Source organism: Brevibacillus sp. HB1.4B, from assembly GCF_013284285.1.
GTDB lineage: Bacteria > Bacillota > Bacilli > Brevibacillales > Brevibacillaceae > Brevibacillus > Brevibacillus porteri.
Window position 1 is genome coordinate 297,753 of the sequence record NZ_JABSUT010000004.1, and the last position, 25,820, is coordinate 323,572.

General features: G+C 48.4%; 24 protein-coding genes. 16 read left to right on the forward strand and 8 right to left on the reverse strand.

Annotated elements, in window-relative coordinates:
* Positions 1-64 precede the first annotated feature (64 nt).
* From HP398_RS12000 to HP398_RS12040, 9 genes are all read left to right on the forward strand, one after another.
* Entirely contained in the window at positions 65-1,651 is a 1,587-nt protein-coding gene (locus tag HP398_RS12000) for a glutathione ABC transporter substrate-binding protein (protein ID WP_173622684.1), read from the forward strand.
* 67 nt (positions 1,652-1,718) lie between these two features.
* On the forward strand, positions 1,719-2,642 hold the full coding sequence (nikB, locus tag HP398_RS12005; RefSeq protein ID WP_106833794.1) for a nickel ABC transporter permease: 924 nt from the start codon (positions 1,719-1,721) through the stop codon (positions 2,640-2,642).
* Between the two features lie 19 nt (positions 2,643-2,661).
* Positions 2,662-3,552, forward strand: coding sequence for an ABC transporter permease subunit (locus tag HP398_RS12010; protein ID WP_017249926.1), 891 nt, complete (start codon positions 2,662-2,664; stop codon positions 3,550-3,552).
* An 18-nt stretch (positions 3,553-3,570) separates the two neighbouring features.
* Positions 3,571-4,563 (forward strand): ABC transporter ATP-binding protein, encoded by a 993-nt coding sequence (locus HP398_RS12015; RefSeq protein ID WP_173622685.1) that lies wholly within the window; start codon positions 3,571-3,573, stop codon positions 4,561-4,563.
* Positions 4,556-5,518, forward strand: coding sequence for an ABC transporter ATP-binding protein (locus tag HP398_RS12020; RefSeq protein ID WP_173622686.1), 963 nt, complete (start codon positions 4,556-4,558; stop codon positions 5,516-5,518). Before HP398_RS12015 ends, HP398_RS12020 begins: the two co-directional genes overlap by 8 nt.
* A gap of 22 nt (positions 5,519-5,540) precedes the next feature.
* Positions 5,541-6,743 carry an ROK family transcriptional regulator gene (locus HP398_RS12025; protein ID WP_173622687.1) on the forward strand — a complete coding sequence of 401 codons (1,203 nt, stop codon included), beginning with the start codon at positions 5,541-5,543 and terminating at the stop codon, positions 6,741-6,743.
* Positions 6,744-6,792: 49 nt separating this feature from the next.
* A complete protein-coding gene (locus HP398_RS12030; RefSeq protein ID WP_173622688.1) occupies positions 6,793-7,698 on the forward strand; it encodes a Gfo/Idh/MocA family protein in 906 nt (301 codons plus the stop codon).
* Positions 7,695-8,690, forward strand: a complete 996-nt coding sequence (locus HP398_RS12035) for a Gfo/Idh/MocA family protein (RefSeq protein WP_173622689.1) — start codon at positions 7,695-7,697, stop codon at positions 8,688-8,690. The genes HP398_RS12030 and HP398_RS12035 overlap by 4 nt, the downstream gene beginning before the upstream one ends.
* A 45-nt stretch (positions 8,691-8,735) precedes the next feature.
* Positions 8,736-9,608, forward strand: coding sequence for a sugar phosphate isomerase/epimerase family protein (locus HP398_RS12040; RefSeq protein ID WP_017249930.1), 873 nt, complete (start codon positions 8,736-8,738; stop codon positions 9,606-9,608).
* A gap of 103 nt (positions 9,609-9,711) precedes the next feature.
* Here HP398_RS12040 and HP398_RS12045 read toward each other — a convergent pair whose 3' ends face one another.
* Entirely contained in the window at positions 9,712-10,065 is a 354-nt protein-coding gene (locus tag HP398_RS12045) for a DUF805 domain-containing protein (RefSeq protein WP_017249931.1), read from the reverse strand.
* 180 nt (positions 10,066-10,245) lie between these two features.
* On the opposite strand from HP398_RS12045, the gene speD reads away from it, so the two are divergent.
* A complete protein-coding gene (gene speD, locus HP398_RS12050) occupies positions 10,246-11,079 on the forward strand; it encodes an adenosylmethionine decarboxylase (RefSeq protein ID WP_371736736.1) in 834 nt (277 codons plus the stop codon).
* 439 nt (positions 11,080-11,518) lie between these two features.
* On the opposite strand, the gene HP398_RS12055 is transcribed toward speD, so the two are convergent.
* From HP398_RS12055 to HP398_RS12075, 5 genes are all read right to left on the reverse strand, one after another.
* On the reverse strand, positions 11,519-13,237 hold the full coding sequence (locus HP398_RS12055) for a hypothetical protein (protein ID WP_173622690.1): 1,719 nt from the start codon (positions 13,235-13,237) through the stop codon (positions 11,519-11,521).
* A gap of 178 nt (positions 13,238-13,415) precedes the next feature.
* A complete protein-coding gene (locus HP398_RS12060; RefSeq protein ID WP_173622815.1) occupies positions 13,416-14,081 on the reverse strand; it encodes an ankyrin repeat domain-containing protein in 666 nt (221 codons plus the stop codon).
* Between the two features lie 102 nt (positions 14,082-14,183).
* Complete coding sequence (locus HP398_RS12065) at positions 14,184-15,656, reverse strand: S-layer homology domain-containing protein (RefSeq protein ID WP_173622691.1); 1,473 nt, start codon at positions 15,654-15,656, stop codon at positions 14,184-14,186.
* Between the two features lie 199 nt (positions 15,657-15,855).
* On the reverse strand, positions 15,856-16,551 hold the full coding sequence (locus tag HP398_RS12070) for a response regulator transcription factor (protein WP_017249936.1): 696 nt from the start codon (positions 16,549-16,551) through the stop codon (positions 15,856-15,858).
* 15 nt (positions 16,552-16,566) lie between these two features.
* A complete protein-coding gene (locus tag HP398_RS12075; RefSeq protein ID WP_173622692.1) occupies positions 16,567-18,030 on the reverse strand; it encodes a sensor histidine kinase in 1,464 nt (487 codons plus the stop codon).
* Between the two features lie 169 nt (positions 18,031-18,199).
* Here HP398_RS12075 and HP398_RS12080 point away from each other — a divergent pair, with 169 nt between their 5' ends.
* The 3 genes from HP398_RS12080 (at position 18,200) to HP398_RS12090 (ending at position 21,467) form a co-directional block, all read left to right on the forward strand.
* Positions 18,200-18,997, forward strand: a complete 798-nt coding sequence (locus HP398_RS12080; protein ID WP_173622693.1) for a carbon-nitrogen hydrolase family protein — start codon at positions 18,200-18,202, stop codon at positions 18,995-18,997.
* Between the two features lie 108 nt (positions 18,998-19,105).
* Positions 19,106-19,354, forward strand: coding sequence for a hypothetical protein (locus HP398_RS12085; RefSeq protein WP_173622694.1), 249 nt, complete (start codon positions 19,106-19,108; stop codon positions 19,352-19,354).
* 727 nt (positions 19,355-20,081) lie between these two features.
* Positions 20,082-21,467 (forward strand): L-cystine transporter, encoded by a 1,386-nt coding sequence (locus HP398_RS12090; protein ID WP_017249940.1) that lies wholly within the window; start codon positions 20,082-20,084, stop codon positions 21,465-21,467.
* Between the two features lie 139 nt (positions 21,468-21,606).
* Here HP398_RS12090 and HP398_RS12095 read toward each other — a convergent pair whose 3' ends face one another.
* Positions 21,607-21,783, reverse strand: a complete 177-nt coding sequence (locus tag HP398_RS12095; protein WP_254476054.1) for a hypothetical protein — start codon at positions 21,781-21,783, stop codon at positions 21,607-21,609.
* 32 nt (positions 21,784-21,815) lie between these two features.
* Entirely contained in the window at positions 21,816-23,447 is a 1,632-nt protein-coding gene (locus HP398_RS12100) for a peptide ABC transporter substrate-binding protein (protein ID WP_173622695.1), read from the reverse strand.
* 223 nt (positions 23,448-23,670) lie between these two features.
* Here HP398_RS12100 and HP398_RS12105 point away from each other — a divergent pair, with 223 nt between their 5' ends.
* The 3 genes from HP398_RS12105 to HP398_RS12115 all read left to right on the forward strand — a co-directional run bounded on the left by HP398_RS12105 (position 23,671) and on the right by HP398_RS12115 (position 25,750).
* On the forward strand, positions 23,671-24,225 hold the full coding sequence (locus HP398_RS12105; protein ID WP_017249942.1) for a hypothetical protein: 555 nt from the start codon (positions 23,671-23,673) through the stop codon (positions 24,223-24,225).
* 214 nt (positions 24,226-24,439) lie between these two features.
* Positions 24,440-24,895 carry a MarR family winged helix-turn-helix transcriptional regulator gene (locus HP398_RS12110; protein ID WP_173622696.1) on the forward strand — a complete coding sequence of 152 codons (456 nt, stop codon included), beginning with the start codon at positions 24,440-24,442 and terminating at the stop codon, positions 24,893-24,895.
* A gap of 39 nt (positions 24,896-24,934) precedes the next feature.
* Positions 24,935-25,750: an SDR family oxidoreductase gene (locus HP398_RS12115; protein ID WP_173622697.1), complete on the forward strand. Its 816-nt coding sequence runs from the start codon at positions 24,935-24,937 to the stop codon at positions 25,748-25,750.
* Positions 25,751-25,820: the final 70 nt, after the last annotated feature.

Below are 25,820 nucleotides of genomic sequence, written 5' to 3' on the forward strand. Positions count from 1 at the left end.
CAAGACCAATCCATGGACATCCAGATATCACCCATAGAGTAGATGAAGACAAGGGGGAAAAGAAATGAAAAAAGCATCGTATTTGCTAACAGCATCCGTCTTACTTTTTTCAGTGGCTTTACTTTTCGGATGTTCCAGTGGCGGTGGCAGTGGTAGTGGAACTCCGGCAGCTTCCAATGGAGGGGCAACGACGGGAGCGCCGCAAAAGGATCAGATGGTCATCGCCGTAAACGAAAACTTCATCACAATGGACCCGCAAAATACAGGGGATGCACTGTCATCAGGCGTCCAAAGCGCGATGTTTGAAGGGCTTCTGATTTATGACAAGGATTTGAAGCTCATGCCAGGTCTTTCGACTGAATATTCGGTGAATGAAGATGCGACAGAGTATACCTTCAAGCTCCGGCAAAACGTGAAGTTCCATGACGGTACACCATTCAATGCCGAAGCGGTCAAAATCAACTTCGACCGAATGAGCAACAAAGACAACAACCTGAGAGCCTATCGGAACTACAAATACATCAAGTCCACAGAGGTTGTCGATGAGCACACAGTGAAAGTGACGTTGAACCAGCCGTTTTCCGCGATGATCAACAAGTTCACGACCGGAATCATCAGCCCGGCGGCTCTGGAAAAGTACGGCAAAGACATTACCAAAAATCCAGTCGGTACAGGTCCATATAAATTCGTGGAATGGGTACAGGGTGACCATCTGACAGTAGAGCTGAATCCAGATCATTGGAACAAGGGAGCAGCCAAGGTCGGTAAAATCGTCTACAAGCCTGTTCCTGAAAACGGCTCCCGCGTAGCCATGCTGAAGACGGGTGAAGCCGATGTCATCTATCCATTGCCGGAGCAGCAAGTAGAGACACTGAACGGTGAAGAGGGGGTAAAGGTAGAGCGCACCCCTTCTACGATCACCCGCTATGTCTCGATCAATATGCTGAAAAAGCCGTTTGATGATCCACGCGTTCGCCAAGCCATCAACCATGCAGTGGACAAGGACGCGTTCATTAAAGTCGTGAAATCCGGATACGGCGCACAGCTGGAATCCGTGATGTCCCCGACGATTGCGCACTATGCGAAGCAAGGCGCCTATGAATACAACATCGATAAAGCGAAGCAGCTTTTGAAAGAAGCAGGCTACGAGAACGGCTTCACAACAGACATCTGGGGCAATACGAACTCGGATACGATGAAGGGCATGCAATTCATTCAGCAGCAATTGCAAAAGGTCGGCATCACTGTTGAAGTGAAATCGATGGAAGAAGCGACGCTGTCCGATGAAATCTACGGCATCAAGTCGCCAGAAGAAGCAAAAATGAACATGTGGTACGTAAGCTGGTCCTCTGCTGATCCAGACAATGCGATGCGTTCGTTGTTTAGCAGTGAGAACTTCCCGCCTGCGGGAGCGAACACGGCTTTCTACAAAAATGACCTTGTCGACCAAAGCATCAAGGAAGCGACACAATCGTCAGACCAAGATAAGCAAAAGCAGCTGTATAGCGTCGTGCAAGAAAATGTGTTTAAAGATGCACCATGGATTTTCCTCGCAGTCGATGAAATCTTGTACGGAAAACGCGCGAACGTGGACGGGGTTTATATCACACCGAGTGGCGGCATCTATGTAAGAGAAGCGGCATTCCAATAATACTTGAAGCAGCGTTCGGGCATTGTCTGCCGCTGGGCGCTGCTTTCCTTTTAGGAGGAACCGTACCATGTTCCGTTATATCGTGAAGAGACTCATCGAGATCATCCCGATTATTTTTGTCGTGTCGTTGCTCATTTTCTTCTTTATCCATCTGGTTCCGGGTGATCCTGTCCGTTTGGCGGCGGGAAAAGAAGCGACCCTGGAAGAGATCGAGCGCGTGCGTCAGGAGCTGGGCTTGGATAAACCATTGCTTACCCAGTACGTCAACTACATGCATAACCTGCTGACAGGAAATCTAGGACACTCCTTGAAGACGGGGCTTCCCATTAGCGATATGTTTGAAAACCGTTTTTCCGTAACGATGACGTTGACATTTATGAGCCTGGGCTGGGCATTGGTGCTCGGACTACTGATTGGGACGATCTCTGCTGTTTTCCGCAATAAATGGCCGGATTACGTAGGGATGCTGACGGCGATTTCCGGTATTTCCTTGCCTGGATTTTGGCTGGGGCTCATTCTCATACAAGTTTTTTCTGTCACGCTGGGCTGGTTCCCCACAGGTGGGGTCGAGAGCTGGAAAAGCTACGTGCTTCCCTCGTTAACCTTAGGAGCAGGAATCATGTCGATGCTGGCCCGTTTTACACGATCCTCCCTGCTCGAAACATTAAAGGAGGATTTTATCCGAACGGGTCGGGCAAAAGGGTTGAAGGAATCTGTAGTCGTTCGCAAGCACGCCTTGAAAAACTCAATGATTCCGGTCGTGACCATCGCCGGATTGCAATTCGGCTTTCTGTTAGGCGGATCAGTTGTCGTGGAGACGGTGTTTAGCATTCCGGGTATGGGGCGTCTGTTGATCGATTCCATTGCTTTTCGCGATTATCCGGTCGTACAGGCTGTCATTCTGTTGTTTTCACTGGAGTTCATTCTCGTGAATCTGCTGGTAGACATCTTGTACAAGGCACTGAATCCAAAAATCCGTTATGACAGCTAATGGCAAGGAGGTGACGTAAATGGAGGTAGTAAAAGAAATCGGGCACAACGTTGTAGTTCCCACTGAAAAGAAATCCCGAGCCAGCGAGTTTTGGAAGAAGTGGAAAAAGCAAAAGACAGCTTTCTGGGCAGGGTTTTTTATCTTGTTTTTGTTTGTGATCGCACTGTTTGGCCCGTGGATCGCGCCGTATGATCCGTACGAGCCGAACTATGATGTGACGTTGCAGACTCCATCCATGGAGCATTGGGCAGGGACAGATGAATACGGACGAGATATTTTGAGCCGCATCATCGTAGGAACAGGAATCTCTCTTGGTGTCAGCTTTTCTTCAGTGCTGGTCGGTGCAGTGGTTGGAACGGTATTGGGCTTGATTAGCGGATATTACGGCGGGTGGCTGGATCGCCTCATCATGCGGTGGAGTGACGTCATGTTCGCTTTTCCCGATTTGTTGCTCGCAATCGCCATCGTTGCGATCCTCGGCCCGGGATTAACGAATGTCGTCGTGGCGGTAGCGGTGTTCAGTATTCCATCGTTTGCGCGTTTGATTCGCGGCAATACCTTGGCTGCTAAGGAAGCGGTGTTTGTAGAAGCAGCGCGGTCCATGGGGGCAAAAAGCAGCCGGATTATTTTTCGTCACATCTTTCCAGAGACCGTCTCCAGTATGATCGTCTTTTTTTCTATGCGGATCGGTACCTCGATTTTGGCAGCATCCAGTCTCAGCTTTCTCGGTCTGGGGGCAAAGCCCGAGAGTCCTGACTGGGGGGCGATGCTCAGTATGGGGCGTGATTATCTCGCCACTTCTCCTCATGTGGTCATCATTCCCGGGATTGCGATCTTTTTGACCGTGCTGGCGTTCAACCTGGTTGGGGATGGCTTGCGCGATATTTTGGACCCGAAAACGAAGAATTAAACGAGGGAGATGGGGCAGATGAGTGAGAACATCATGGAAGTAAAGCATCTGCAGACGCAATTTACGAGAGACAACCAGAAGACAGTCGTCCTCGACCATGTCAGCTTCCATATAAAAAAAGGCGAGGTGCTTGGTCTGGTTGGAGAATCGGGCTGTGGCAAGAGCGTGACCTCCTTGTCGATCATGGGCCTATTCAAGGACACGACTGGTGAGATTACCAATGGCGAGATTGTTTACAACGGAATGAATTTACTCTCGATTTCGGAGAGTGATATGCGCCGTATTCGCGGGAAAGAAATCTCGATGATTTTTCAGGAACCGATGACCTCGCTCAACCCGGTGATGAAAATCGGAGAGCAATTGATGGAAGCCATTCGCTTGCATCTCGGCTACTCCGACCAAAAGGCGCGAGAACAAGCAGTGAGCATGCTGACAAAGGTGGGCATTCCGCGGCCGAGCGAGATTATGGGAGAGTATCCGCATCAACTCTCCGGCGGTATGCGGCAGCGGATCATGATTGCGATGGCGATGTCCTGCAATCCTAACCTGTTGATCGCCGATGAGCCAACGACGGCACTCGATGTCACGATTCAAGCACAAATCCTCGACGTAATGAAGCAACTTCAGGCTGACGAGCATATGTCGATGCTGTTGATCACGCATGATCTCGGCGTCGTGGCAGAGATGTGCAACCGTGTCGTGGTCATGTATGCAGGGCGTGTCGTGGAGGAAGCATCTGTTTACGACTTGTTTGATGAACCCAAGCATCCGTATACCAAAGGCTTGATCGGCTCTGTCCCCAAAATCGGGCAAAAGCGCGCACGGCTTGATTCGGTTCCGGGCAACGTACCGACACCGAACAATATGCCCAAGGGCTGCAAATTCGCTCCGCGCTGCAAGGATGTCATGTCTGTCTGCTGGGAAAAGGAGCCCGCCATTACGACGGTGGGAGAGGAACGTTCTTGCCGCTGCTGGCTCTATCAAGAGGAAGGTAGGGATGTTCATGTCTAAATCACTGGTCGTGGTAGACGGTATCAAAAAAACGTTCCCGATTGATAGTGGTCTATTAAGCAGCAAAAAAAGCGTAAAGGCAGTGAATCACGTTTCGTTCGAGATTAAGGAAGGCGAGACGTTCAGTCTGGTCGGAGAGAGTGGCTGCGGCAAGTCGACGACAGGGCGCTTGGTCACAAGACTTTTGATGCCAGATGAGGGCAAGGTTTGGATCAATGGTGAAGAAATCTCCAAAATGAATGAGACAAAGCTGCGGGAAGTGCGCAAGCAGGTACAGATGGTTTTTCAGGACCCGTACGCCTCACTGAATCCACGCATGAAAATTCGCGATGTGGTAGCAGAGCCTCTTCTCATTCATACGAAGCTGTCTACCCAAGAGCGGGATCGGATTGTAGCCGAAATGCTCGAGGTCGTCGGGCTCTCCAGCTATCATGCGGAGAAATTCGCCCATGAATTCAGCGGAGGGCAACGGCAGCGTATCGGAATCGCTCGCGCCTTGATTCTGAAGCCGAAGCTGATCGTCGCGGATGAGCCAGTTTCCGCTCTCGATGTATCGATTCAATCGCAAATCTTGAATTTGCTAAAAGATTTGCAGGAAGAATTTCATTTAACCTATTTGTTTATTTCCCATGATTTGAGTGTGGTCGAGCATATTAGCGACAAGATCGGCGTGATGTATTTGGGGAGTCTCGTAGAATCTGGCCCGAAGGAAACGATTTTTGCCAATCCCGGGCATCCGTATACAAAAGCGCTGCTCTCTTCGGTTCCGATTCCTGATCCACGGGCAAAGCGGGAGAGGATCATTTTGCAGGGAGATGTGCCGAGCCCGGTGAATCCGCCGTCAGGCTGTCTGTTTCATACGCGCTGTCCGTTCGTGATGGACATATGCAAGACGACACCGCCTGCATTGCGGGAAGCGGCAGACCGAGATCATTTTGTCGCTTGCCATTTGTGATTTGAATAAAAGGGATGGTTACATGCGTAGGACGGGTGATTTAAAGCTGATCCAGGAACTGAATCGCTCCATCATATTCGATACGATCCGTCATTACGGGCCCATTTCCCGGAGTGAAATAGCGAAGCGGAACAAACTGAGTCCTACTACCGTGACCTCGGCTGTCAGTGAGTTGATTCGTGACTCGTTCGTATGCGAGGTGGGAACAGGAGAGTCAAATGGCGGACGCAAACCGATATTGGTCCAGTTTTCTCCTAATAGTCGCTTTCTGATCGGCATTTCGATCTCTGGCTCGAAGATTACGATTGCCGAGATGAATCTGGAAGCTGCGGTCAAACGAAAGGAAGTTCACTCAATCAAGCAGTACCAAGGGGAGAGTGTCCTCGCTTATTTGATGGACATCATTGAGCAATTTTTGCGTGGAGCCGTGAGTCTGGAGACGTGTATGGGAATCTCGATTGTCACTCAAGGCATCGTGGACTCGGTCCATGGGGTGATTCGCTATAATCCGAAGCTCCGCTTGCAGAACGCCCCTGTGAAAGAAATGATCGAGCAGCGTTTCCAGTTGAAAACATGGCTGGATAACGACACGAACGCGTATTTGCTCGCAGAGAAGACTATCGGGGATTTCAGTCATTATCAAAACATGCTGTACGTCACGATTGGGGATGGATTGGGAGCGAGTATTTTGATGAACGGTTCCATCTACAGGGGCTTCAAAGGCGGGGCCGGTGAGTTCGGTCATACCACGATTGATCGGGCAGGTGTGCGGTGCGACTGCGGAAATGTTGGCTGTCTGGAAAATTACGTGAGCTGGCCAACGATTTACTCCAAGCTGGTCTCCTCGCTTGCGAAAGGAAAGACGAGCCGCATCTCGGATTTGGTGGAGCAGGATGTTGGCCGGATTACTCCTGCGGTGTTTCGTCAGGCTTTGGCAGAGCAGGACCCGCTTGCGGTCAGCATTTTAGAGGAAACCGCTTCTTATTTGGCTTCGGGGCTGGTCAATCTGATTCATTTGTTCAATCCGGAAGTCATGATTCTGGGCGGCGAGATTGCCTTCGAAAATGAGCTGTTGATCGCAAAAGTAAAAGACTACGTGGGGGAATACGCGCATGGAATCCTGACGGAGGAATTGGAGATTCGACCGAATTCGTTGGGTGAAAATGTAGAGGTCGCTGGAGCTGCCGCTGTTTTATTGCAGGATACGTTTCAGTTTTCGCTATAAGGGTTGTGTCAAGCAGTCCACAAAGCTCGAGGAGAGGGGGCGCGGGATCATGGTAAAGGTTGTGGTGGCAGGGGAAGCAGGAACAAGCGTCAAAGAGTCACAGGCTTGGCTTCGGATCAAAGAAGCAGAGCTTGTAGGTGTGGCAGATAGCTTGTCTTCTTTGCGTGAAATCTTGCAGGGAACAGAAGTGGATATCGTGGATATTCGCTCGATTACGGACAGCGCTGACTCATGGGTGACGCTTGCTGCCCAGGAGGGAAAGCATATTTTATGCGCAGACGGCTCTGCTCTAGGGCGTGAACGAATCAGTTTGTGCGATCAGCATGAGATCGTGCTGCAATTCGCAAATACACTGCGTTTTGCCCCAGAATACGAGCAAGCCCACGAGCAAATAAAGAATAGGGCCATAGGCAAAGCAGGCGTCATTCGCGTGCGAAGAGGTGCTCCTGCATCGGCTGAAAATGTAGGGAAATGCATATTTCAATCGCTTGGAATACGTGAATTCGATTGGCTGTGCTGGACGTTCGGCGAGGTTGAGCGTGTGATGGCACGAGAGGTTAAGCGCACGAATGAGTCAGGACAGATCGTCCATTATGCGCTTGTCATGCTCCGAATGGCAAGTGGGGCAATTGCGCATGTAGAGCTATCTTGGGCAGAAGGGGCCGAACATGCTTCCTTTGAGCTTACCGGTGATCAAGGAATGATTGCGCATGATAGCCGGGAAAGCACCCCCATTCGCTGGAGTCGGGGAGAGCAGTTTCTTTCGACAACATTCCCTGGGATGGACCTGATGCAGCGACAGCGGGAGCATTTCATTCGCTGTGTACAGAAACAGGAAGTGCCACGTCTGCATTCTCGTGATCTGCTCGCTGCTCTCGATGTCGCTTTGGCGGCGAGAGAATCGGTCAAGACGGGACAACCTGTGAAGCTCATACACGGAGGTGACGAGGGATGAAGGTAGGAATCATCAGCTTCGCCCATATGCATGCGCATAGCTACGCTTCTTATTTGCAAAAGCACACGGATGCGCAGCTGATTGCAGTCTGGGATGATGACTCGCGCCGTGGAGTGGAAATGGCGACTGCCTACCAGCTCGATTTTTACGAAGATATGCAAGCCTTTTTACTATCCGGTATCAACGCGGTCATTATTTGCTCGGAAAATGCCAAGCACAAGGAGCACGTGATTGCGGCAGCACGAGCGAAAAAGCACATTCTGTGCGAGAAACCAATTGCTACTGAGATTGCGGATGCACGCGAAATGATTCAGGTCTGTAAAGAGGAAGGTGTCATGCTCCAGGTAGCCTATCCTGTTCGTTTTGCACCCGTGATGGAAAACGTCAAACAGATCGTTCAGTCAGGTGCTCTCGGAGACATTCTCGCCATCGATGGCACGAACCACGGACAAATGCCAGGTGGCTGGTTCATTGAAAAAGAGCTGTCTGGCGGCGGGGCAGCGACGGATCACATCGTCCATCTGATGGACCTCGTACGCTGGATACTCCAAGACGAGGTAAAAAGCGTCTACGCTGAGCTGGACACACGCTTTTACGAGATTGAGGTAGAGGATTGCGGCCTGGTTTCCGTGGAAATGGAGTCTGGCGTGATCGTCGGAATTGATCCGAGCTGGTCGCGACCGAAAACGTTCCCGACGTGGGGAGATGTGACGATGCGGATTGTCGGCACCAAAGGCACGTTGGACGTCGATGTGTTCAAGCAACACGTGCTCTATTACAATGACCGCGATTCGAAGCTGCAAAATGTACCTTGGGCTGTGGATATGGATGAGCGGCTTATTGCCGATTTTGTGCAAAATGTCAGGGAAGGCCGACCTCCGTCAATTACAGGAGAGGATGGACTGCGCACACTCGAAGTGGTGAAGGCAGCCTATGAATCCCAGCGTCTCAAGCAAGTCGTGACTATCAACAAGGTGCATTTCTCATCATGATGAGCAGTAGCCTTTCTATACAATAAACCGAATGAGGTGGAACGGATGAAAATTGGATTGAGCACTTACAGTCTACTGACAGCAATCCGAGCTGGGGAAATGGATGTACTGGATGTCGTGCAATGGATCGCCGATAACGGCGGCGAACACATGGAAATCGTGCCGTACGGTTTTACGCTGGTCGATAATGACGAATTGGCAGACGCTGTTCGGGATAAGGCAAAAGCGGTTGGGATTGAGCTGTCCAACTACTCGATGCCGACCAACTTTATTCAACCAGACGAAGAAGCCTTCGAAGCAGAAGTCGCACGTGTAAAAACACATGTAGATCTGCTGCACCGCATGGGTATCAAGCATATGCGCCACGATGTGTCCGCCTTTACTGTTCCCGTAGAGGAGACGACGATCGAGTACTTCGAAAAGCATTTGGCTGAGATGGTCGAGGGAAGCCGCCGAATCGCTGATTATGCCGCGCAATTCGGAATAACGACGACAATCGAGAATCACGGCTGGCTGGTGCAGGCAAGTGATCGCGTGCAGCGTGTCTTGCATGAGGTCAATCGTCCGAATTTCAAAACGACGCTGGATATCGGAAACTTCATGTGCGTAGATGAGTTATCGCTGGTCGGTGTGCAAAAAAATCTGCCTTACGCTTCGCTCGTGCATTTCAAAGATTTCTATTTCCGGCCGTCCTACCATGATCCAGGCGCAGGCAAATGGTTCAAGACCGTCAATGGCAACTTCCTGCGTGGAGCAATAGTCGGCCAAGGCGACATCAACATCCGTGAGGTCGTCAAGCTGGTGAAGCAATCCGGCTATGATGGCTATATCACGGTCGAGTTCGAAGGCATGGAGGATTGCCGCGAAGGGTCCAAGATTGGGATGGACAACCTGCGACGTTTTTGGGACGAGGCGTAAAACCGTAATAGAAAAAACGGCATTTGGGGAGTCCCAAACTGCCGTTTTTTCTTTGGACCAAAAATAAAAAACCTCTCCTTTATCAGGAGAGGTGATGGAGACATTAGAAGGATTGCGAAGTTTTTGGATTCGCACCGTATTTGTTGTCTCCTTCGCCGTCTTTGCACAAGAATATGAGCAAAACAATTGCGCCGATTAAAGGAATAAACGAGAGAAGGATCCACCAACCGCTTTTTCCAGTATCGTGCAATCGGCGTGCAGTTACACTCAAACTAGGCAGTAAAACAGCTAATGAATAGATCATGCCCAAAATAGATCCTGTACCAATTAAGTAGTCTACGAGAGCAATTACCATAGATACGATGATGTTGAACAAAGTAAACATCCAATATTCTTGACGTCTAGCTCTTCCTTCAAAGGCAACATATTTCTTCAATACACTTGTATACCAATGCATGATAATTTCCCCCTTTCTTCTAAATTTTGACACACTTCGATATTTTATCACTAAACCAAGGGGATTAGAACCATATCCTGTAAAGTTTTACTAATGCTATTGAATCATTTTTGTGTAGGACAAAAGTAACGGGTATTTATGAGCGAGGTGGAGGAAAAAGTAAGAGCGAACGAGTTTTGGATGCTACCACAGGGGGAAATGCGCTTGGAACAAAAAACAGAACAAAACGTTACGCTGCATGGCTTCAACAATTTGACTAAGTCACTCAGCTTCAACATGTATGACATTTGCTACACAAAAACAAAAGCGGAACGGGAAGCGTATATCGAATACATAGATGAACAATACAATGCAGAGCGATTGACGAATATCCTGAAAAACGTGTCGGATATTATCGGCGCACATGTACTGAATGTCGCCCAACAAGATTATGTACCACAAGGTGCGAGCGTCACTGTTCTTGTATCCGAGGGGCCAGTTGTAGAAGTCCCTACTGAATCATATGAGGAATCCCCCGGACCTTTGCCAGAAAATGTGGTGCTGCAATTGGACAAGAGCCATATTACGGTGCATACGTACCCCGAGTACCATCCAACGGAGGGCATCAGCACATTCCGGGCCGATATCGACGTATCGACCTGTGGCGAGATTTCTCCGCTCAAAGCACTCAATTATTTAATTCGTTCGTTTGATACAGACTTGATGACAATTGATTACAAGGTGCGCGGTTTTACCCGGGATATACATGGATACAAGCTGTTTATCGATCACGACATCAGTTCGATCCAAAATTATATTCCCGAGGAAATTAAGGTATTGTTCCACATGATTGATGTGAATGTGTATCAAGATAATATTTTCCACACCAAATGCAAGCGCAGGCAATTTGATCTGAACAATTATTTGTTCGGATACACGAAGGATAAGCTGACACCGGAGGAGCAGGAGGATATTACGAAGCAATTACAAATAGAGATGGACGAGATTTACTATGGGAAAAATATTGTGAATTAATGAGGAAGCCTTCTCAGATTGGGGAGGCTTTTTTTCGTAGCTGTAGTGGGGGAAAGAAGCGCATTTCCAGTCTACGCTTCGGCCTCCGCCCCGCAAGGGGGATTGACTGTCCGCTTCGGAATGAATGGCGGGAGCGCTTCAAACGTAGACAGTTTCGAGGAAGTATCTCATAAGTGAAGCTGAAAACCCCCGCCATTCATTCCGAAGCTAGGTAGGGCTCCAGAGGCGCTTGGACTGGAAATGCGCTTCTTTCCTCGCAGCTTTTTTTCTAGAACGCTGTTCCAAGCTTAAAAGTGAAATACTTCATGCAGATTACACAAGATGCTGAAACAAAGATCATCTCCCACAAAAGACTTCCAGACATAACTGCCAAAAAGATCCAATCCCCCGAAATAATCCTGTGCTGTTCGAAAGTCATGTGGCATGGCTTCTCCCGACCTCAAAAGTGGGAGGTCTTCGTTCTTTTATCTTTTCGAAGGGTTGGGTTCAGATAGTATGCCCGAATCTCCTCCAGCGTTTTTCTAGCAGGCTGCACGAATTCGCGGTCCCAATCTTCCGGAGGGGAATCCAGCGAGATGCCCTTTTCTTGCAAGGTTCGAAACAGCTCCTTATCCGCTTGCGTAGGTATCCACCACGTGTAGACGGGATTCGTTTTGCCATTGAGAAACGATTCGAACATAAATTTCACATAGGTAGCTGTAGAGAGTTCGCCGTAATTGACGTCGAATTCAGGCTCGGGTGCCGGATAATCCTCTGGATAGCGGAACGGGCCAAAGTGAATGGAAATACCGAGAAAGCCGACAGGTGGAATGTTGTTTCCATACCCCGGAAGGGAGAACGGCAGATCGGCTGCGAAGTGCAGACGAATCATGACGGAGTTGATGAATTGCCGTTCGAAGAAACTTTCTTTTTGCCAAATGCCGAGTTCTCGTGAAAGCGTATCCCAGTGAATAATGGACGTATTGTGCGCGAGCCAGAAGGAGGACGACATCTGTTCAAACGTTTTGTAAAATTCCTCGTCGTGATTATGGAATGGATCGATCATGTCGAACAGGCTGAAGCATCCGTGTTTTCTCCTCCATTTTTGCGCGATGATTAGAAAATCAATCAATCGTTGGATTCGCAGCTCGGGGCTGCTCTCATTATTGGCAAACAGATACGTAGCTTCTATCAAATCGGCAGTGAAGTTGCCGTTAACAAAATCCCAGTAATTGATTTCACCAGCTTCTACGCGTTCTTCATTAATCCGCTTCGTGTCCGTTTCCCATCGCGCAAAGGTGGTGACATCAATGCCGAAATAAAGCTCAGGCAAGAGATCGCCAAAAATATGGAACCGATAAGGGCTGGACTGCTGGAACCAAGTTTTGATGAAGTCCAAGCGAGAAGAGGGAGACACGACTGCGGCCCGCTCCACATAGCTCGTTTTGGCAACGGTTGACTCGAATTCTTCAACGGATGAGGCGATCGCCACGAAAGGGGCTGCTGAGGTCAAGAAGTCCATTCCGTCTTCGTCGTTGTCGTATTGCACAATCATGTGCTGGAAGGTTGCCTCAGCCAAGGGAGATAACACGAGCTGATTCCAACGATGTGCGGTTGTATCGTCAATAGCGCCGATGACGACGACGGGTTTGTCTGATTCCCCGCGAAAAGAAATAGAGGCACCGTTTTGGACAAAGATCTTGTTTTGGCAGCGTACGTTGATGGAGGTACCTGCTTCAAAGCTGATTGAAGTCCCAGCAGTTATGATGGCATCCTCTGGTCCGATCATGTACGGACCATTTTCTGCGGTAAGTTCCTCCGATTGATGGATGATCCCCGATAGGCGTTTGTACTTGTCCACGTGCAGTTGATAGATGTGCTGCGGGTCTGGATCAGGCCCAATCGTCAGTTGCACGTAGTAAAGACCATCCTCCTCCGGAAAAAAAGGAAGGATGATGGGGGCGTTCGTACTATATTCAGCTTCTGCGAGTTTGGTTCGATGGATGTCATAGATTCTGAGGGTAGTCAAAGGATGCGTCAGGTTACTCATATGGATTTCAATAGCGTCTGTAGAAGCAAGAAAGAGCTTGTACATCTCCACCTTGGCTTCAAGGTTAGGAGAAGCTTTTCGGATGCGTTTGTCCGTTTCCAAAATAGTTGTAAACGAGCTGACGGTCATGTAAAACAGGCTCCAATCAAAAAGGTATAGGTATAATGGGATAGTCCACTAGTAATTGACGCCTGAATATAGAAAAAGTTTTGAGTTTAGCAGGGTCTTTTGGTCTAGAAAATAAGAAAAAGGATAGGGGTCAGATGATTTCTGACGATCCTATCCTTCTTCATATGGGAGAAATTCTTTATTTACCGCCCGCCTGCGTGAGCATTTCAATCATTTCTTTGTAGCCATGCTTCTTCGCATGCCCGAGAGGCGTTACGCCATCGTGATCAGCGAGATTGACAGTTGCTTTGTGCTCGATCAGGAGCTTCACGATTTCCTGATGCTTCTTACCACCGTCGCCCAAAATCACTGCTTCTAAGAGAGCGGTCCAGCCCAATCTGTTGACGTGATCAATGTTGATATCAGAGGTGGTGAGCAGTTCCTTGACGATCTCGACATGTCCACGATCAGCTGCTGGAATCAAAGCTGTTCCGCCAAAACGGTTCGTAATGGTCGTGTCGGCACCTGCTTCTATCGAGGCTTTTACGAATGCGAGCTGGCCTGCTGCGCTTGCGAAGAGCAGGGGATTGTCTAAGTTGTTGTCTCGGATGTTGATGTTGGCGCCGTGTGTAACCAACAAGTTGAAAATGTCGAGTTGAGCAGTGTGGACCGCGATCATCGCAGAGGTACGGCCCCTACTATCGGTAGCGTCAATATCCGCCCCCTCTGCAAGCAGCCTCTCAATCGCTGCTTTGTCTCCTTGACTGGTTGCTGTCAATAAGGCTTGATTCAGCTTATCCATTTCAACTTTCACCGCCTGGGTTGCTTGCTGCTCGCCACTCGCTAAAAGGGTTTTCCAATTCATCTCACACCCAGTCAGAGCGATGGCGATCGTCATAAGACCAATACGCAGTATCGTTACTTTCTCGGTGCTGAAAAGCCGACTTTTTGAACACTCACACAAAGACTACTCCACTGTCAGCTCAGCAGAAGATTTGCCAGCCCAATCGCCGACAGGTGTTACCGTGTATGTGGTATCTGCTTTCAGTTTACCATCCTGCTGGATGTCAAACACGCCTGTGGTACCTTTGCGGCTGGAATATTTGTACGTCGCCAGCAGTTTTTCTCCGTCTGCGCTAGTGAGTTCTACGCTGCGTCCGGAGAATAGCTCGTCTCCTGGGTCCTCTGTCAGGGTAATGGTGATAGAAGTTTCACTAGCTGCTTTAGCTTCGCTGATTTCGAGCGGAGCGATTTCTTTTGCGACGAAGGTAGGATTCGCGATATTCGCCCAGTCGGACGTAATGGTATACGTAACGCCCGGAGTCAGGACTTGGCCTTCTGGGAGACGGAATTTAATTTCTTGCTTGCCGTCTGTTGATTGTGTGAAAGGCACGTATTTCGCTACGATTGGTTGTCCGCCTTCCGGTGTAATGGTCACTTGTCTTGCCTGCATGGAAGGAATGATTTGATACGTTTTGCCGTCTGCACTGTTGTTTTGATCCAGCACCAATGCATTTGCACCACGTCCGCCGCTGTAGGCAGAGATGATGTATCCGTAATCAAGGACACCATTTGCACGCAAGGACTCGACTTCAAACGTGTCGTTTGTTACTTGTCGTACTTCCGTCATGTCGATCTTGGTTGCGTTGCCTTGGAAGGTGCCCGCCTTTTTCCCTTTGTAAGTCAGCTCGTAGGTGGTTCCTGGTTTTTGAACCGAGGTCGGCACAATGTAAGTATTGGTAGAACCCGTTTTCAGACGCGGCATGTTAGTCAGTGTCAGACCTTCGCTGAAGACAAAGTCTTCTTTTGCTTTTGCAAATGCTTCGTTTTCTGCGGTCAACGGAGCGTCGAAGGTCACAATCAATGTAATTTCGTTCAAGGCTTGTACATTCGTAATGCTCGCTTTGTCAGAAGGCATCGCCTGACGAGCCGTATTCAACAGATAAGCGGCTTCGCCGCGAGTAGCGGTGCTGTCTGCTGAGAAGAAGCGTTCTGCCCAGTAGTTAACGGACTTCGCATCGCGCTTGAGCGCTTTTGCAACGACTTGAGTGAGCTCAGCATCCGTCACAGTTCCACGCGGATCGAACTGGCCATCTTTAGCTTGCATAATATCAAGAGATACCAGGTCAACCGCGTATTTGTAGAACCAATCATTTGTTTTCACATCCGTGAAGGTTACGGATTTATCTGTTTTGCCGCCTTGCAAACCAAATGTGTGCGAGACCATTTTTGCCAGTTCAGCGCGCGTAACTTGATTGTGAGCGTTGGAGTTGCTTTGCATCACTTGCAGCTTGGCGAGCTCACTAACCGCTTTTTGAATTTCTTGTGCACTCAGGGGAGTGGAAGCTGCTTGCACGTTCAGTACAGCGTAAGGAAGGGATGCTGTGCCCAAAACAGTGGCGAGCATCATGATTGCAATTTTATTGGAAAACTTTCTCATCGGTTGGTCCTCCTTTAGAGTCAGTTGTTACTTGATTACCTATAGGATAGACGAGATACCTAAACTGCCAAGAAACAAGAGATTAATAGAATCTAAAAAAGTTCTTAAAAAAAGATAAAAAAACCCCAGCTTTGACGTAGAGCGGAAAATCCGTCCTCGTTTTCGCTGAAGGTTTTTGTAATGATCATGGTGTTCACGCTTAGACAGTAAATCGGTAACCGGCACCCCAGACCGTCTCGATATACTGCGGGTTGGACGGATCGACTTCGATCTTTTCACGCAGCTTGCGAATGTGCACCGTAACGGTCGCGATATCTCCGCTGGAATCCATGCCCCAGATTCGTTCGAACAGCTCATTTTTGTTAAAAACTCGATTCGGGTGTGTCGCTAAAAATTCAAGCAGATTGAATTCTCTTGTCGTGAAAATGACTTCCTGATTGCGTACATAGACTCTTCGGGATACTTTGTCGATGACGAGACCGCGAATGTGAATCTCTGCGTTCGATGGTTGAGGTTGTCGGGCTGTCAAACGCTCGTATCTTGTCAGATGGGCTTTGGCTCTGGCTACTAATTCGCTTGGACTAAACGGCTTTGTAATATAGTCATCGGCACCGAGATTAAAGGCGCGGATTTTATCGATCTCTTCTTTTTTGGCGGAGACGATCAGGATCGGCACTTCCTTGACTTGTCTGATCTGGCTGCACAATTCGAAGCCGTCCATGCCCGGAAGCTGCAAATCAACGATGATCAAACTGTAGTCGCCATTGATGGCAAGCGGCAAGCCCTCGCTGCCAGAGTGGCATAAATCGACCTGAAAGCCGTTCAGTTCAAAATAATCCCGCTCCAGCTGAGCGATGGTCGTCTCATCTTCAATGATGAGGATGCGTGAAGACATGGGAATGTGCACCTCCTATTGTTTGTGGGTACGTTTTAACGTAAAGAACAGGCTGGTACCTATTCCTTGCTTGCTCTCGACCCAGATGGTGCCACCGTGACCCTCGACGATCTGGCGCGCGATGGAGAGTCCGAGACCGCTACCGCCCGTGGCAGAATTACGGGATTGCTCCACCCGATAAAAGCGTTCGAACAGGTGAGGAATGGCTTCTTGCGGGATACCGATGCCGTTGTCTTTTATTTCAATGGTCGCCCATTGGTCGTCCGCTTGAACCGAGACGTAGATGATTTTCTCAGGCTTATCCATGTATTTTTGCGAGTTGCCAATAATGTTTAAGACAGTGCGCTTAATTTTTTCCAGATCGGCGATGACCAGGGTGCCTTCGGCTGTACGCTTATTCCACTGAATCGTAATGCCCTTCTTTTCCAGATCGTAGTGTAGCTCGTCGATACAATCATCCAAAAACCGCACGATATCTACATGTTCGAACGTAAAGGGTACTTGTTTCAGATCGAGCTTGGAGTAGAGAAACAGCTCATCGACGAGCATGTCGAGGTCTACTGCTTTGGAGTAAATGATGTTCACGTACTTGTCCATTTTCTCCGGGGTATCAGCTACGCCATCGCGGATTCCCTCGATGTAGCCTTTGATATTGGTAATCGGTGTACGCAAATCATGCGAGATGTTGGAAATCAATTCTTTGCGGCTTTCTTCGTCCGCAAGGCGCAGCTGCACAGATTCCTGCAATCGTTTGCGCATGTTTTCGAACGCTTCGTTCAGTTGTCCAATCTCGTCCTTCGTGTGCAGATAAAGCTCAAAGTCCAGATTGCCTTCCTTGATGTACTCAGCCGAATTGCGCAGTAAATCAAGCGGCTTGACGACGCTGCGGGTGATCCAGCGGTACAACAAGACGTTTGCAATGACAATGACGCCGAGGAGGAGGAACACGAGAATCGGCAGCAGTTTGCGGATAACCTCACCAAATGGACTGCGCTCGCGGATTACAAAGACACTGCCTTTTGCGCCATCTGAAAACTTGAAGTCAAACTTGGCATACGCATAAAATCTTTCGCCGATGTTGAACGTGTTGCGAATCTGGTTGTTGTTCAAGTCATAGGGGGGCAAGCTGTTTTCCAGCTCGGGCTGATTGATGGTTGGGGAGGCAAAGACTTGATTACTCTCCCTGCGGACATACAGGCCGGCTCGTACCGTTTTTAGCTTGAAATCGTAATCGGCAAGCAGCTCCTGGTTTTGCAACTGATCCGGTTCATTCTTGGCGAGATATTTCAATTCAAGGAAAATATTCTCTTCTTGTTCAGTCAGCGGATTGAGCTGATAATGCACTTTATAAAAGTCGCGAAAGCTGTTAATGTCGCCTGTCGCCGCAATTGTAAATAGGCTAGCGGCTACGAAAAACGTCAGCAAGCTGATTACTAGCATCCCTGTGTAAGAGAGCAGCAGCTTGATACGGATGGACATGGACTCACCTACTTTCGATAGGGTGAAAATAAATATGCAAGATGACAAGTCCATTATATACAAGACGTCCAGCTGGTAAAGCATAATTACTTGGAACTCGGTCAAAATCAGTTATACTAGCAAGTAAGAAAACGAGAGCTTTGGATGAATGGAAAGGACGGGGATACTCATGAAAGTAGCAATTGCCCAACTTACAGCGACGATGGATAAGACGCAAAATTTGCAAAAAGCAGCCGATTACATCGCAAAAGCAAAAGTAGCAGGGGCAGATTTTGTAATCTTGCCTGAAATGTACAGTGCACCTGCCACGCCAAAATCAGGGGTAACGCCAGCAGAGGTAGCGGAAAAGCTGGATGGTCCATTTGTCTCTGGCTTGGCAGAGCTTGCTCGGGAGCATGGAGTTTATGTGGTTTGCGGTGTGTTTGAATCGATCGAGGGTGATGAAAACCGCGCTTACAATACGACTGTTTTTCTAGGCCGTGAAGGACAGCTGCTGCACGCGTACCGCAAGACACATTTGTACGATGCCTTTTCCTACACAGAATCGGACTTCATCGCGCCTGGGGATAATCCGTATCAAGTGGTGGAAACGGAATTCGGCAAAATCGGGCTGATGGTTTGCTACGAGGTGCGCTTCCCGGAAATCGCGAGACAGTTTGCGCTCCAAGGTGCTGATATTTTGTTTGTGCCAGCAGGCTGGGTAGCCGGAGCGATGAAAGAGGATCACTGGGAGACGCTGGTTCGTGCGCGTGCCATTGAAAACACGATGTTTGTATGTGCGGCTGATCAGGTCGGAAATATTTTTGCTGGACGGAGCATGTTCGTCGATCCGATGGGTGTCGTGATCGCCAGTGCAGGGGAAGAAGAAACATTATTGATCACAGAACTGGATGTAAGTCGGATTGAACGAGTACGGGGCAAATTGCCAAGCGTAGCCAACCGCCGCGCGGAACTGTATACCAATTAAATGCCTATGCACACTTTCTCTTTTGTTCAATATGATGGTAATAGATAACTAGTCATTATTTTGGACCTTATGTAAGCGTCACCATCATGAGAGAGGGAGTGTGTACGAATGTTCTGGTTCGTATGGGCTGTCGTCGGTGTGGTCGTTTGGTGGGCAATGAGCTTGATCTGTACAGGAAAAGCGGCAGGATCGGGCTGGTGGGCTTCGCTCATTGCTGCTCTTTTGGGTAGCTGGCTGGGCGATTTGGTACTGGGTGATTGGCTGTGGATGTGGGCCGGCTTCAACGTCATTGCCGGAGCCATTGGTGCGGTCATCCTCACCTGGCTGTGGAATGTGGTGGTGAAGCAACTGAAATAAGCGAAACGATTTCGTATTACTAACGAATCAGGAATCGTCCAAAGGGGCGGTTCCTGGTTTTTTCTTTGGTCACTTTATATGTGGCTGCGGTGGGGAGAAGAATATTTCCAGTCTAGGCTTCAGTGCTCCGTCCCAGTGTGGGAATAGACTGCCCACTGCGAAGCGCTTAGCGGGGAAACGCAAAAGTGGTAGCTGCTACGTCGCGTGGGCACGGTTGCGTTTCTATTTCCCGCTAATCCCTTCTCCGCTCGGTAGGACTTCACAATTCGCTACGTCTGGAAATATTCTTCTCTAGCGTAACGAGAGTGCATTCTTCAATCTTTTAAAGCGTTAAAAACTCGTTTAGAACGGATAGCTCGTAGAGGAAACAGGAGAAAACAGCGAAGATCTTTGGTACACCGACCGAGACGCAATGCGAAAAGCGAAACACGTTCTTAAGCGTCCACCTCTGAAATAACTTCGAGGAAGAGACCACTTTGGACGCGGTTTCGCTTTTTGCATGGAGTCGGGCAGTCAATCCCACAGCGGGTGGGACAAGAAGCTGAGCGTTTTCTCCTGTTTCCTCCCCACCACTACAGTTGGACAAGGTTTTTAAGACGTTATGTAAGACAGTTTGGAATAATACAAAAACAATTCATACTTGACCAGTAGGGATTGTTGGTAATATAACTATATTTATACCGAATACAATAATGAGAGGTACATAAAACGAAAGGGAGGGGAATATATGTCGACGTTACTGATCATCGTAAACATTGTTTTGTTGCTCTTATTCATTGCTGGATTGTATGCCATGCAAAAGAAGCATATTTCTTTTTCCAAGCGGGTATTTGTTGGTCTCGGACTCGGGATTTTATTTGGACTCATTTTGCAATACGTATACGGAGCCAAATCGGACGTACTTAAATCCACCATCGAATGGTACAACATTGTAGGTAAAGGCTATGTGAAGCTGCTTCAAATGATCGTAATGCCACTGGTATTCATCTCTATTTTATCGGCTTTCACCAAAATGAAATTAACCAATAACATTGGAAAAATCAGTACGCTGATTATCGGACTTTTGGTAGGAACGACTGCTGTCGCGGCAGCGATCGGGATTTCGACTACCTTGGCATTTAATCTCGACGGGGCACAATTCCAGCAAGGGGATGCGGAAGCGGCTCGGATTGAACAGGTGGAGCAGCGCTTGGGTGATATCCAGAACTTGAGCATGCCAGCCAAAATTCTGGAACTGCTTCCTGCGAATCCTTTCCTTGATCTGACTGGAGATCGGGCGACTTCTACGATTGCGGTCGTGATTTTCTCTGCGATTATCGGGGTTGCCTATTTAGGGGTAAAACGCAAAAATCCGGAGCAAGCTGAATTATTCGCGAAAATTGTGGATGCATTCCATACGATTATTATGCGTGTCGTGACTTTGATCTTGCGCCTGACGCCATATGGTGTACTGGCAATCATGATCAGAGTAGCAGCTACCAGCGATTACAATGCCATCTGGCAGCTGGGCAAGTTCGTTGTCGCTTCGTATGTGGCGATGATCATCATGTTTATCATCCATCTGTTGCTGTTGACGTTTGCAGGATTGAATCCAATCACCTATGTGAAAAAAGCATTCCCTGTCCTGACGTTTGCCTTCACTTCGCGTACCAGCGCGGGCGCGTTGCCGCTGAATGTAAAAACGCAGCAAAGCATGGGTGTTCCTGAGGGTATTGCCAACTTCGCAGGCTCCTTTGGACTCTCTATCGGACAAAACGGCTGCGCAGGGACGTATCCGGCCATGCTGGCCATCATGGTAGCACCAGTCGCAGGAATTGATCCACTGACACCATCGTTCATCTTGACGCTGATCGCAGTAGTGGCACTCAGCTCCTTCGGGGTTGCAGGTGTTGGGGGCGGAGCGACCTTTGCAGCACTGCTCGTTTTGTCCACGATGAATTTGCCGATTGCAATTGTCGGTCTGCTCATTTCCGTTGAGCCGTTGATTGACATGGGCCGCACAGCGCTCAACGTAAGCGGAAGCATGACGTCCGGACTCTTGACGAGTCGAGTGACAAAAGAGCTGGATACCAATGCTTACCACGGAAACGACCAAAAAACGCTGACTGTGTAAATGTAATGAAACAGGCTGTACCGTCTATTGTGACAGGTACAGCCTGTTTTGTTTGGGTTTTATGGTTTCATGAAACTCGTGAATCCAAAACGCTACGGAGAGGAAGAGAAAAAAGGAGCGACCGGAGGCCTTGGCGTGCCTACCCAGTCGGAACGGAAAAAAGCGGTACACGCTTGTCGACCAACCTCTTCGCTGAGAAGCCCCCGCCCATCGGGTGGCTTTTGGTCGACGTACCGCTTTTTGGAGTGGAGACGGACATCTCCGCTTCCTCGCTGGCGTGCCACCAACGAAGGGAGCCCGTTTTTCTCTTCCCCACGACTATGTTCGCACAAGATGAGGTTTTCTTCCCTACGGATTAACCGAGGTGTACTTGAAGTACGCGCCTCCCAGCGGGAAGATGATGAAATCTTTCACCTTGTCGTTTTTCACATAAGGGCTTCCACGGAAGTTAATCGGAGCCAGCGGCATTTCCTCCATCAAAATCGTTTCCGCTTCTAGCAGGATTTTTTTGCGCTGGTCGAGATCAGGCTCGTTGTAGCTCTTGTCGATCAGCTCTTTGAACTTGGCATTTTCCCAATCCGGGTGGTTGTTTCCGCCCGTTTTGTCACGGAACATCTCCAGGAAGTTGATCGGGTCGTTGAAGTCTGCGCCCCATTGGAAACGGATCATGTCAAAGTTCGCTTGCGATCTCATGTCGCGGTACACCTTCAGCTCCGCCGTGTACAGCTTCACGTCAACACCGAGTGCTTTTTTCCACTGATCTTGCAGGGCTTCTGCCAGCTTTTTGTTGGTATCATTCGAGTCAAAGGTGTAGGTAATAGTCGGGAAGGTCGAGAGTCCGAGCTCCTTCATACCTTCTTCCAGCAATGCTTTGGCTTTTGCCTGGTCTTCTTTAAAGTAGCCGTCTGGTTTTAATCCCATGGAAGTCGGTACCCAACCGTAGGCGGCTGGAACACCCGTCTGCAAAATATTATCGATGATTTCCTGACGGTTGATGGCATAAGCGAAGGCTTGGCGAATTTTTTTGTTGTTGAACGGTGGTTTGTTTGTATTAAAAACAACGGATTGTGTGCCCGGATTATCCGCGACCATCAGCTTGCCCGCATCTTTGAGTGTAGGGATTGCGTCAGTCGGAAGTGTTGAGGCAGGATAGCCGCCCCAGTCGATGTCGCCATTTTCGAACATCGAGAACGCTGTATTGTTGTCCTCGATCATAGCGATTTCAATCCGCTCGAGCTTGACGTTATCTTTATCCCAGTAGTTCGGGTTTTTCGTAAAGACGATTCTGCTTTTGTGCTCCCACTTGTCCATAATGAATGGACCATTTCCCACGATTGTTTTCGCTTCATTCGCCCATTTCGGGTTTCCTTCCAGCGTTTTTTGATGCAACGGGAAGAGGGTCGGGAAGAAGGTTAGCTCACGGAAAAAGGGAGTCGGTGACTTCAGGTTGAACTCGACGGTGTAGTCGTCTACAGCCTTTACTCCTACATCCTCTGCTTTGCCTTTCCCTGTATTGTACTCCTCTCCTCCTTTAATGTAGTAAAGCTGATAGGCGTACTCGGACGCTGTTTTCGGATCGAGGTTGCGCTTGATCGCATAGACGAAATCATGGGCGGTGACAGGATCTCCGTTGCTCCATTTGGCGTCTTTGCGAATTTTGAAGGTGTAGTTCATATAATCCGGCGAGTTGGTGAAGCTCTCAGCCGTAGCATTGACGAGCTGTCCATTCAGATCATAGCTGGTCAAACCTTCAAAGGCAGCGTAAATCATGTCAAACGAATCCGCGTCGACGGCGATCCCAGGGTCCATCGAAGGCGGTTCGCTGTTGATGCTCCATTTTAACACCATCGGCTCTGTTTTTGTCGCTTCTGCAGGTGTAGTGGAGCCAGTGGGTTCAGCAGGTGCGGAAGAATTCGAGCACCCCGCTAGTACCCCGAAAAGCAAGGTAAGACAGGTTGCAATTGCCAGTCCCTTTTTCATAAATACCCCCTTAAAAATAATAGAAAACGTATATTCAGAATATTTGCTTGCGTTTTCGATAGCAAAGGAATTTTTTTAGTTTCTCGATAAAAAATATTTACTTAGGTCATGGATAGATAGGAACAGTGGTATGAAATTAATTGATTTTTCTTGGAAATTTACTCACTTTTAAAAATATGGTATATTTTGGTAGATGTTAATGATAGGAGAGGTGGGAATCACGATGTTCAAGAAAATGGTTTTTTCAGCATTAAGTGTAGCCGTATTTTCTGCAGTGCTAACGTCTCCGATTCAAGCCACTAGTGTTGGTAGGCAGAAAGAACAATCATTAGCTGCTGCCAGATGGAGTTCAGATGAGGAATGGATTAAAAAATCTTCTCCTGTTCCACCGGGGTGGGTCGTCATTCGTGAAGACCTAGGTTCAAAGCTAATTAAAAATACAGCAGGTGCTCCCTATGGTGAGGAATTACGAGTTAGCAAATATTCTCCCGTTCCACAAGGGTGGGTAGTTTTACGAGATGAATTGGCTGGTAGGGTGATAAAATATACAACAGGAGCAACTTATCGTACGGAGTTCAATGTGACCAAGTTCTCCCCTATTCCAACTGGATGGGTTGTATCGCGAGAAAATTATGATAGCAAAACGATCATGAATGTCGTTGGAGCTCCTTATGGAACCAGATTATTAGTAAGTAAATATTCACCTGTTCCACCAGGATGGATTTACGAGGGACAAGTGGCTAATGGCAAGTACATTAAAAACTTGAATCGTTACTAGTCGTATAAAACATAAATCTTCGAACTCAACTTAATAATGGAGAAGTTTTCATAGAGAAAGAACTGATGGATAAGGTGTATATAACCATCAGTTCTTTTTAATTACGATAAAAAGCGATTCAAACCCGATTTTAGCGCTTTGCCCATTGACAAAAAAATACAGATGGATTACATTTCAAGTTGTTAAGCACTTAACTAAATAAGGGGGGAAGAGCATGGCAGATGATCTCGAAACGTATGTAAACCAGCCCCCTTTACGGACAAAAGCATTCTTTTCCTTGGTAGATGCCACCACAGATTTGGTGGGACTCTCAGAAAAATATTGGCATGCAAAAGGCATGAACGGTGCAAGAATCCGACTATTGGTAGAGATCGCGAAGCATGGTGACAGTATCCTGCCTTCACGCTTGGCAGCGTGCATTGGAGTGACGAAGGCCAACATTAGTCTTTTGCTTGCACCACTGGAAACAGACGGTCTGATACACCGGGCTCCCCATCCCAAAGACGGCAGAAAATCCGTAATCTCACTGACGGAAGCAGGTAAACAGCTTCTTTTCGAGCACCTTCCCGGGAATCGCCAGATAATTGCAGAGGGGCTAAGACGACTGGAGGAGCAGGAGCTGCATCAACTGATTTTTTTATTAGAGAAAATAAGGCAAAGTGTGAGATGAACTTTGAGCCACAGGGGAAAAGGGGGGAAAAGCAAAAGCATGGCCATTCTCATTACAGGAGCAACGGGCAAGCTAGGGAGCTTGATTATCAAACAGCTTTTGAAAAGGGTGGAAAGAGAACGCCTCATTGCCTGTGTGCGCCGACTGGACAAAGCGACACGGCTAAGAGAGTTGGGAATTGAGATAAGACAGGCGGATTATGATGACCCTCTGTCTCTGGAGCGCTCTTTTGCGGACGGCACGAAGCTTTTGTTTATTTCCAGCCCACACACTGATGATACCGTTCGTGTACGACAGCATAGTCATGTCATAGAAGCGGCGAAAAAAGCAAATATCACTCACGTGGTGTATACCAGCTTTGCCTTTTTGGAAAAAGCAAATATCTCGCTCACGCATCTCCATATGGCAACGGAACACGCCATTCGCACGACAGGGATACCGTATACGTTTCTGCGGAATGGACTTTACAGTGATGTGATTGCGGCATTTGGTATTCAGCAGGCAATCGAAACAGGAGAGCTCCTTACATACCCTGGCAAGTGGAGCTTTCATACAGTGACACGCGAGGATCTTTCATTGGCTGCTGCCACTGTCATCAGCACAGAGGGGCACGAAAATCAGACTTACGAGCTTACGGCTTCCCGAGCTTGGAATTTCGCAGAGTTAGCTGAAGTGTTGACGGCACAGACAGGCAAATCTATCAGGCATCGGGAGGACCCTGTTGCAGAAAGTTGGCTGTATCGCTTCTTGATGCAAATTGATGCGAGCAGCACGACAACGGATTTGGAGAGAATCATTGGCAAGCCCACTGCTTCACTCGAACAAATGGTTATGCAAATCATGGAGCAAGCGTAGTACAGCATGCTTGGCATCCAGTAGACAAAGAGAACGGCACATGATATGAATGAGGAAAAGGTGTCGATCA

Coding starts and splice junctions, on each gene's coding strand:
- HP398_RS12000 (WP_173622684.1), top strand. CDS start 65: ATGAAAAAAGCATCGTATTTGCTAACAGCATCCGTCTTACTTTTTTCA.
- nikB (WP_106833794.1), top strand. CDS start 1,719: ATGTTCCGTTATATCGTGAAGAGACTCATCGAGATCATCCCGATTATT.
- HP398_RS12010 (WP_017249926.1), top strand. CDS start 2,662: ATGGAGGTAGTAAAAGAAATCGGGCACAACGTTGTAGTTCCCACTGAA.
- HP398_RS12015 (WP_173622685.1), top strand. CDS start 3,571: ATGAGTGAGAACATCATGGAAGTAAAGCATCTGCAGACGCAATTTACG.
- HP398_RS12020 (WP_173622686.1), top strand. CDS start 4,556: ATGTCTAAATCACTGGTCGTGGTAGACGGTATCAAAAAAACGTTCCCG.
- HP398_RS12025 (WP_173622687.1), top strand. CDS start 5,541: ATGCGTAGGACGGGTGATTTAAAGCTGATCCAGGAACTGAATCGCTCC.
- HP398_RS12030 (WP_173622688.1), top strand. CDS start 6,793: ATGGTAAAGGTTGTGGTGGCAGGGGAAGCAGGAACAAGCGTCAAAGAG.
- HP398_RS12035 (WP_173622689.1), top strand. CDS start 7,695: ATGAAGGTAGGAATCATCAGCTTCGCCCATATGCATGCGCATAGCTAC.
- HP398_RS12040 (WP_017249930.1), top strand. CDS start 8,736: ATGAAAATTGGATTGAGCACTTACAGTCTACTGACAGCAATCCGAGCT.
- HP398_RS12045 (WP_017249931.1), bottom strand. CDS start 10,065: ATGCATTGGTATACAAGTGTATTGAAGAAATATGTTGCCTTTGAAGGA.
- speD (WP_371736736.1), top strand. CDS start 10,246: ATGCTACCACAGGGGGAAATGCGCTTGGAACAAAAAACAGAACAAAAC.
- HP398_RS12055 (WP_173622690.1), bottom strand. CDS start 13,237: ATGACCGTCAGCTCGTTTACAACTATTTTGGAAACGGACAAACGCATC.
- HP398_RS12060 (WP_173622815.1), bottom strand. CDS start 14,081: ATGAATTGGAAAACCCTTTTAGCGAGTGGCGAGCAGCAAGCAACCCAG.
- HP398_RS12065 (WP_173622691.1), bottom strand. CDS start 15,656: ATGAGAAAGTTTTCCAATAAAATTGCAATCATGATGCTCGCCACTGTT.
- HP398_RS12070 (WP_017249936.1), bottom strand. CDS start 16,551: ATGTCTTCACGCATCCTCATCATTGAAGATGAGACGACCATCGCTCAG.
- HP398_RS12075 (WP_173622692.1), bottom strand. CDS start 18,030: ATGTCCATCCGTATCAAGCTGCTGCTCTCTTACACAGGGATGCTAGTA.
- HP398_RS12080 (WP_173622693.1), top strand. CDS start 18,200: ATGAAAGTAGCAATTGCCCAACTTACAGCGACGATGGATAAGACGCAA.
- HP398_RS12085 (WP_173622694.1), top strand. CDS start 19,106: ATGTTCTGGTTCGTATGGGCTGTCGTCGGTGTGGTCGTTTGGTGGGCA.
- HP398_RS12090 (WP_017249940.1), top strand. CDS start 20,082: ATGTCGACGTTACTGATCATCGTAAACATTGTTTTGTTGCTCTTATTC.
- HP398_RS12100 (WP_173622695.1), bottom strand. CDS start 23,447: ATGAAAAAGGGACTGGCAATTGCAACCTGTCTTACCTTGCTTTTCGGG.
- HP398_RS12105 (WP_017249942.1), top strand. CDS start 23,671: ATGTTCAAGAAAATGGTTTTTTCAGCATTAAGTGTAGCCGTATTTTCT.
- HP398_RS12110 (WP_173622696.1), top strand. CDS start 24,440: ATGGCAGATGATCTCGAAACGTATGTAAACCAGCCCCCTTTACGGACA.
- HP398_RS12115 (WP_173622697.1), top strand. CDS start 24,935: ATGGCCATTCTCATTACAGGAGCAACGGGCAAGCTAGGGAGCTTGATT.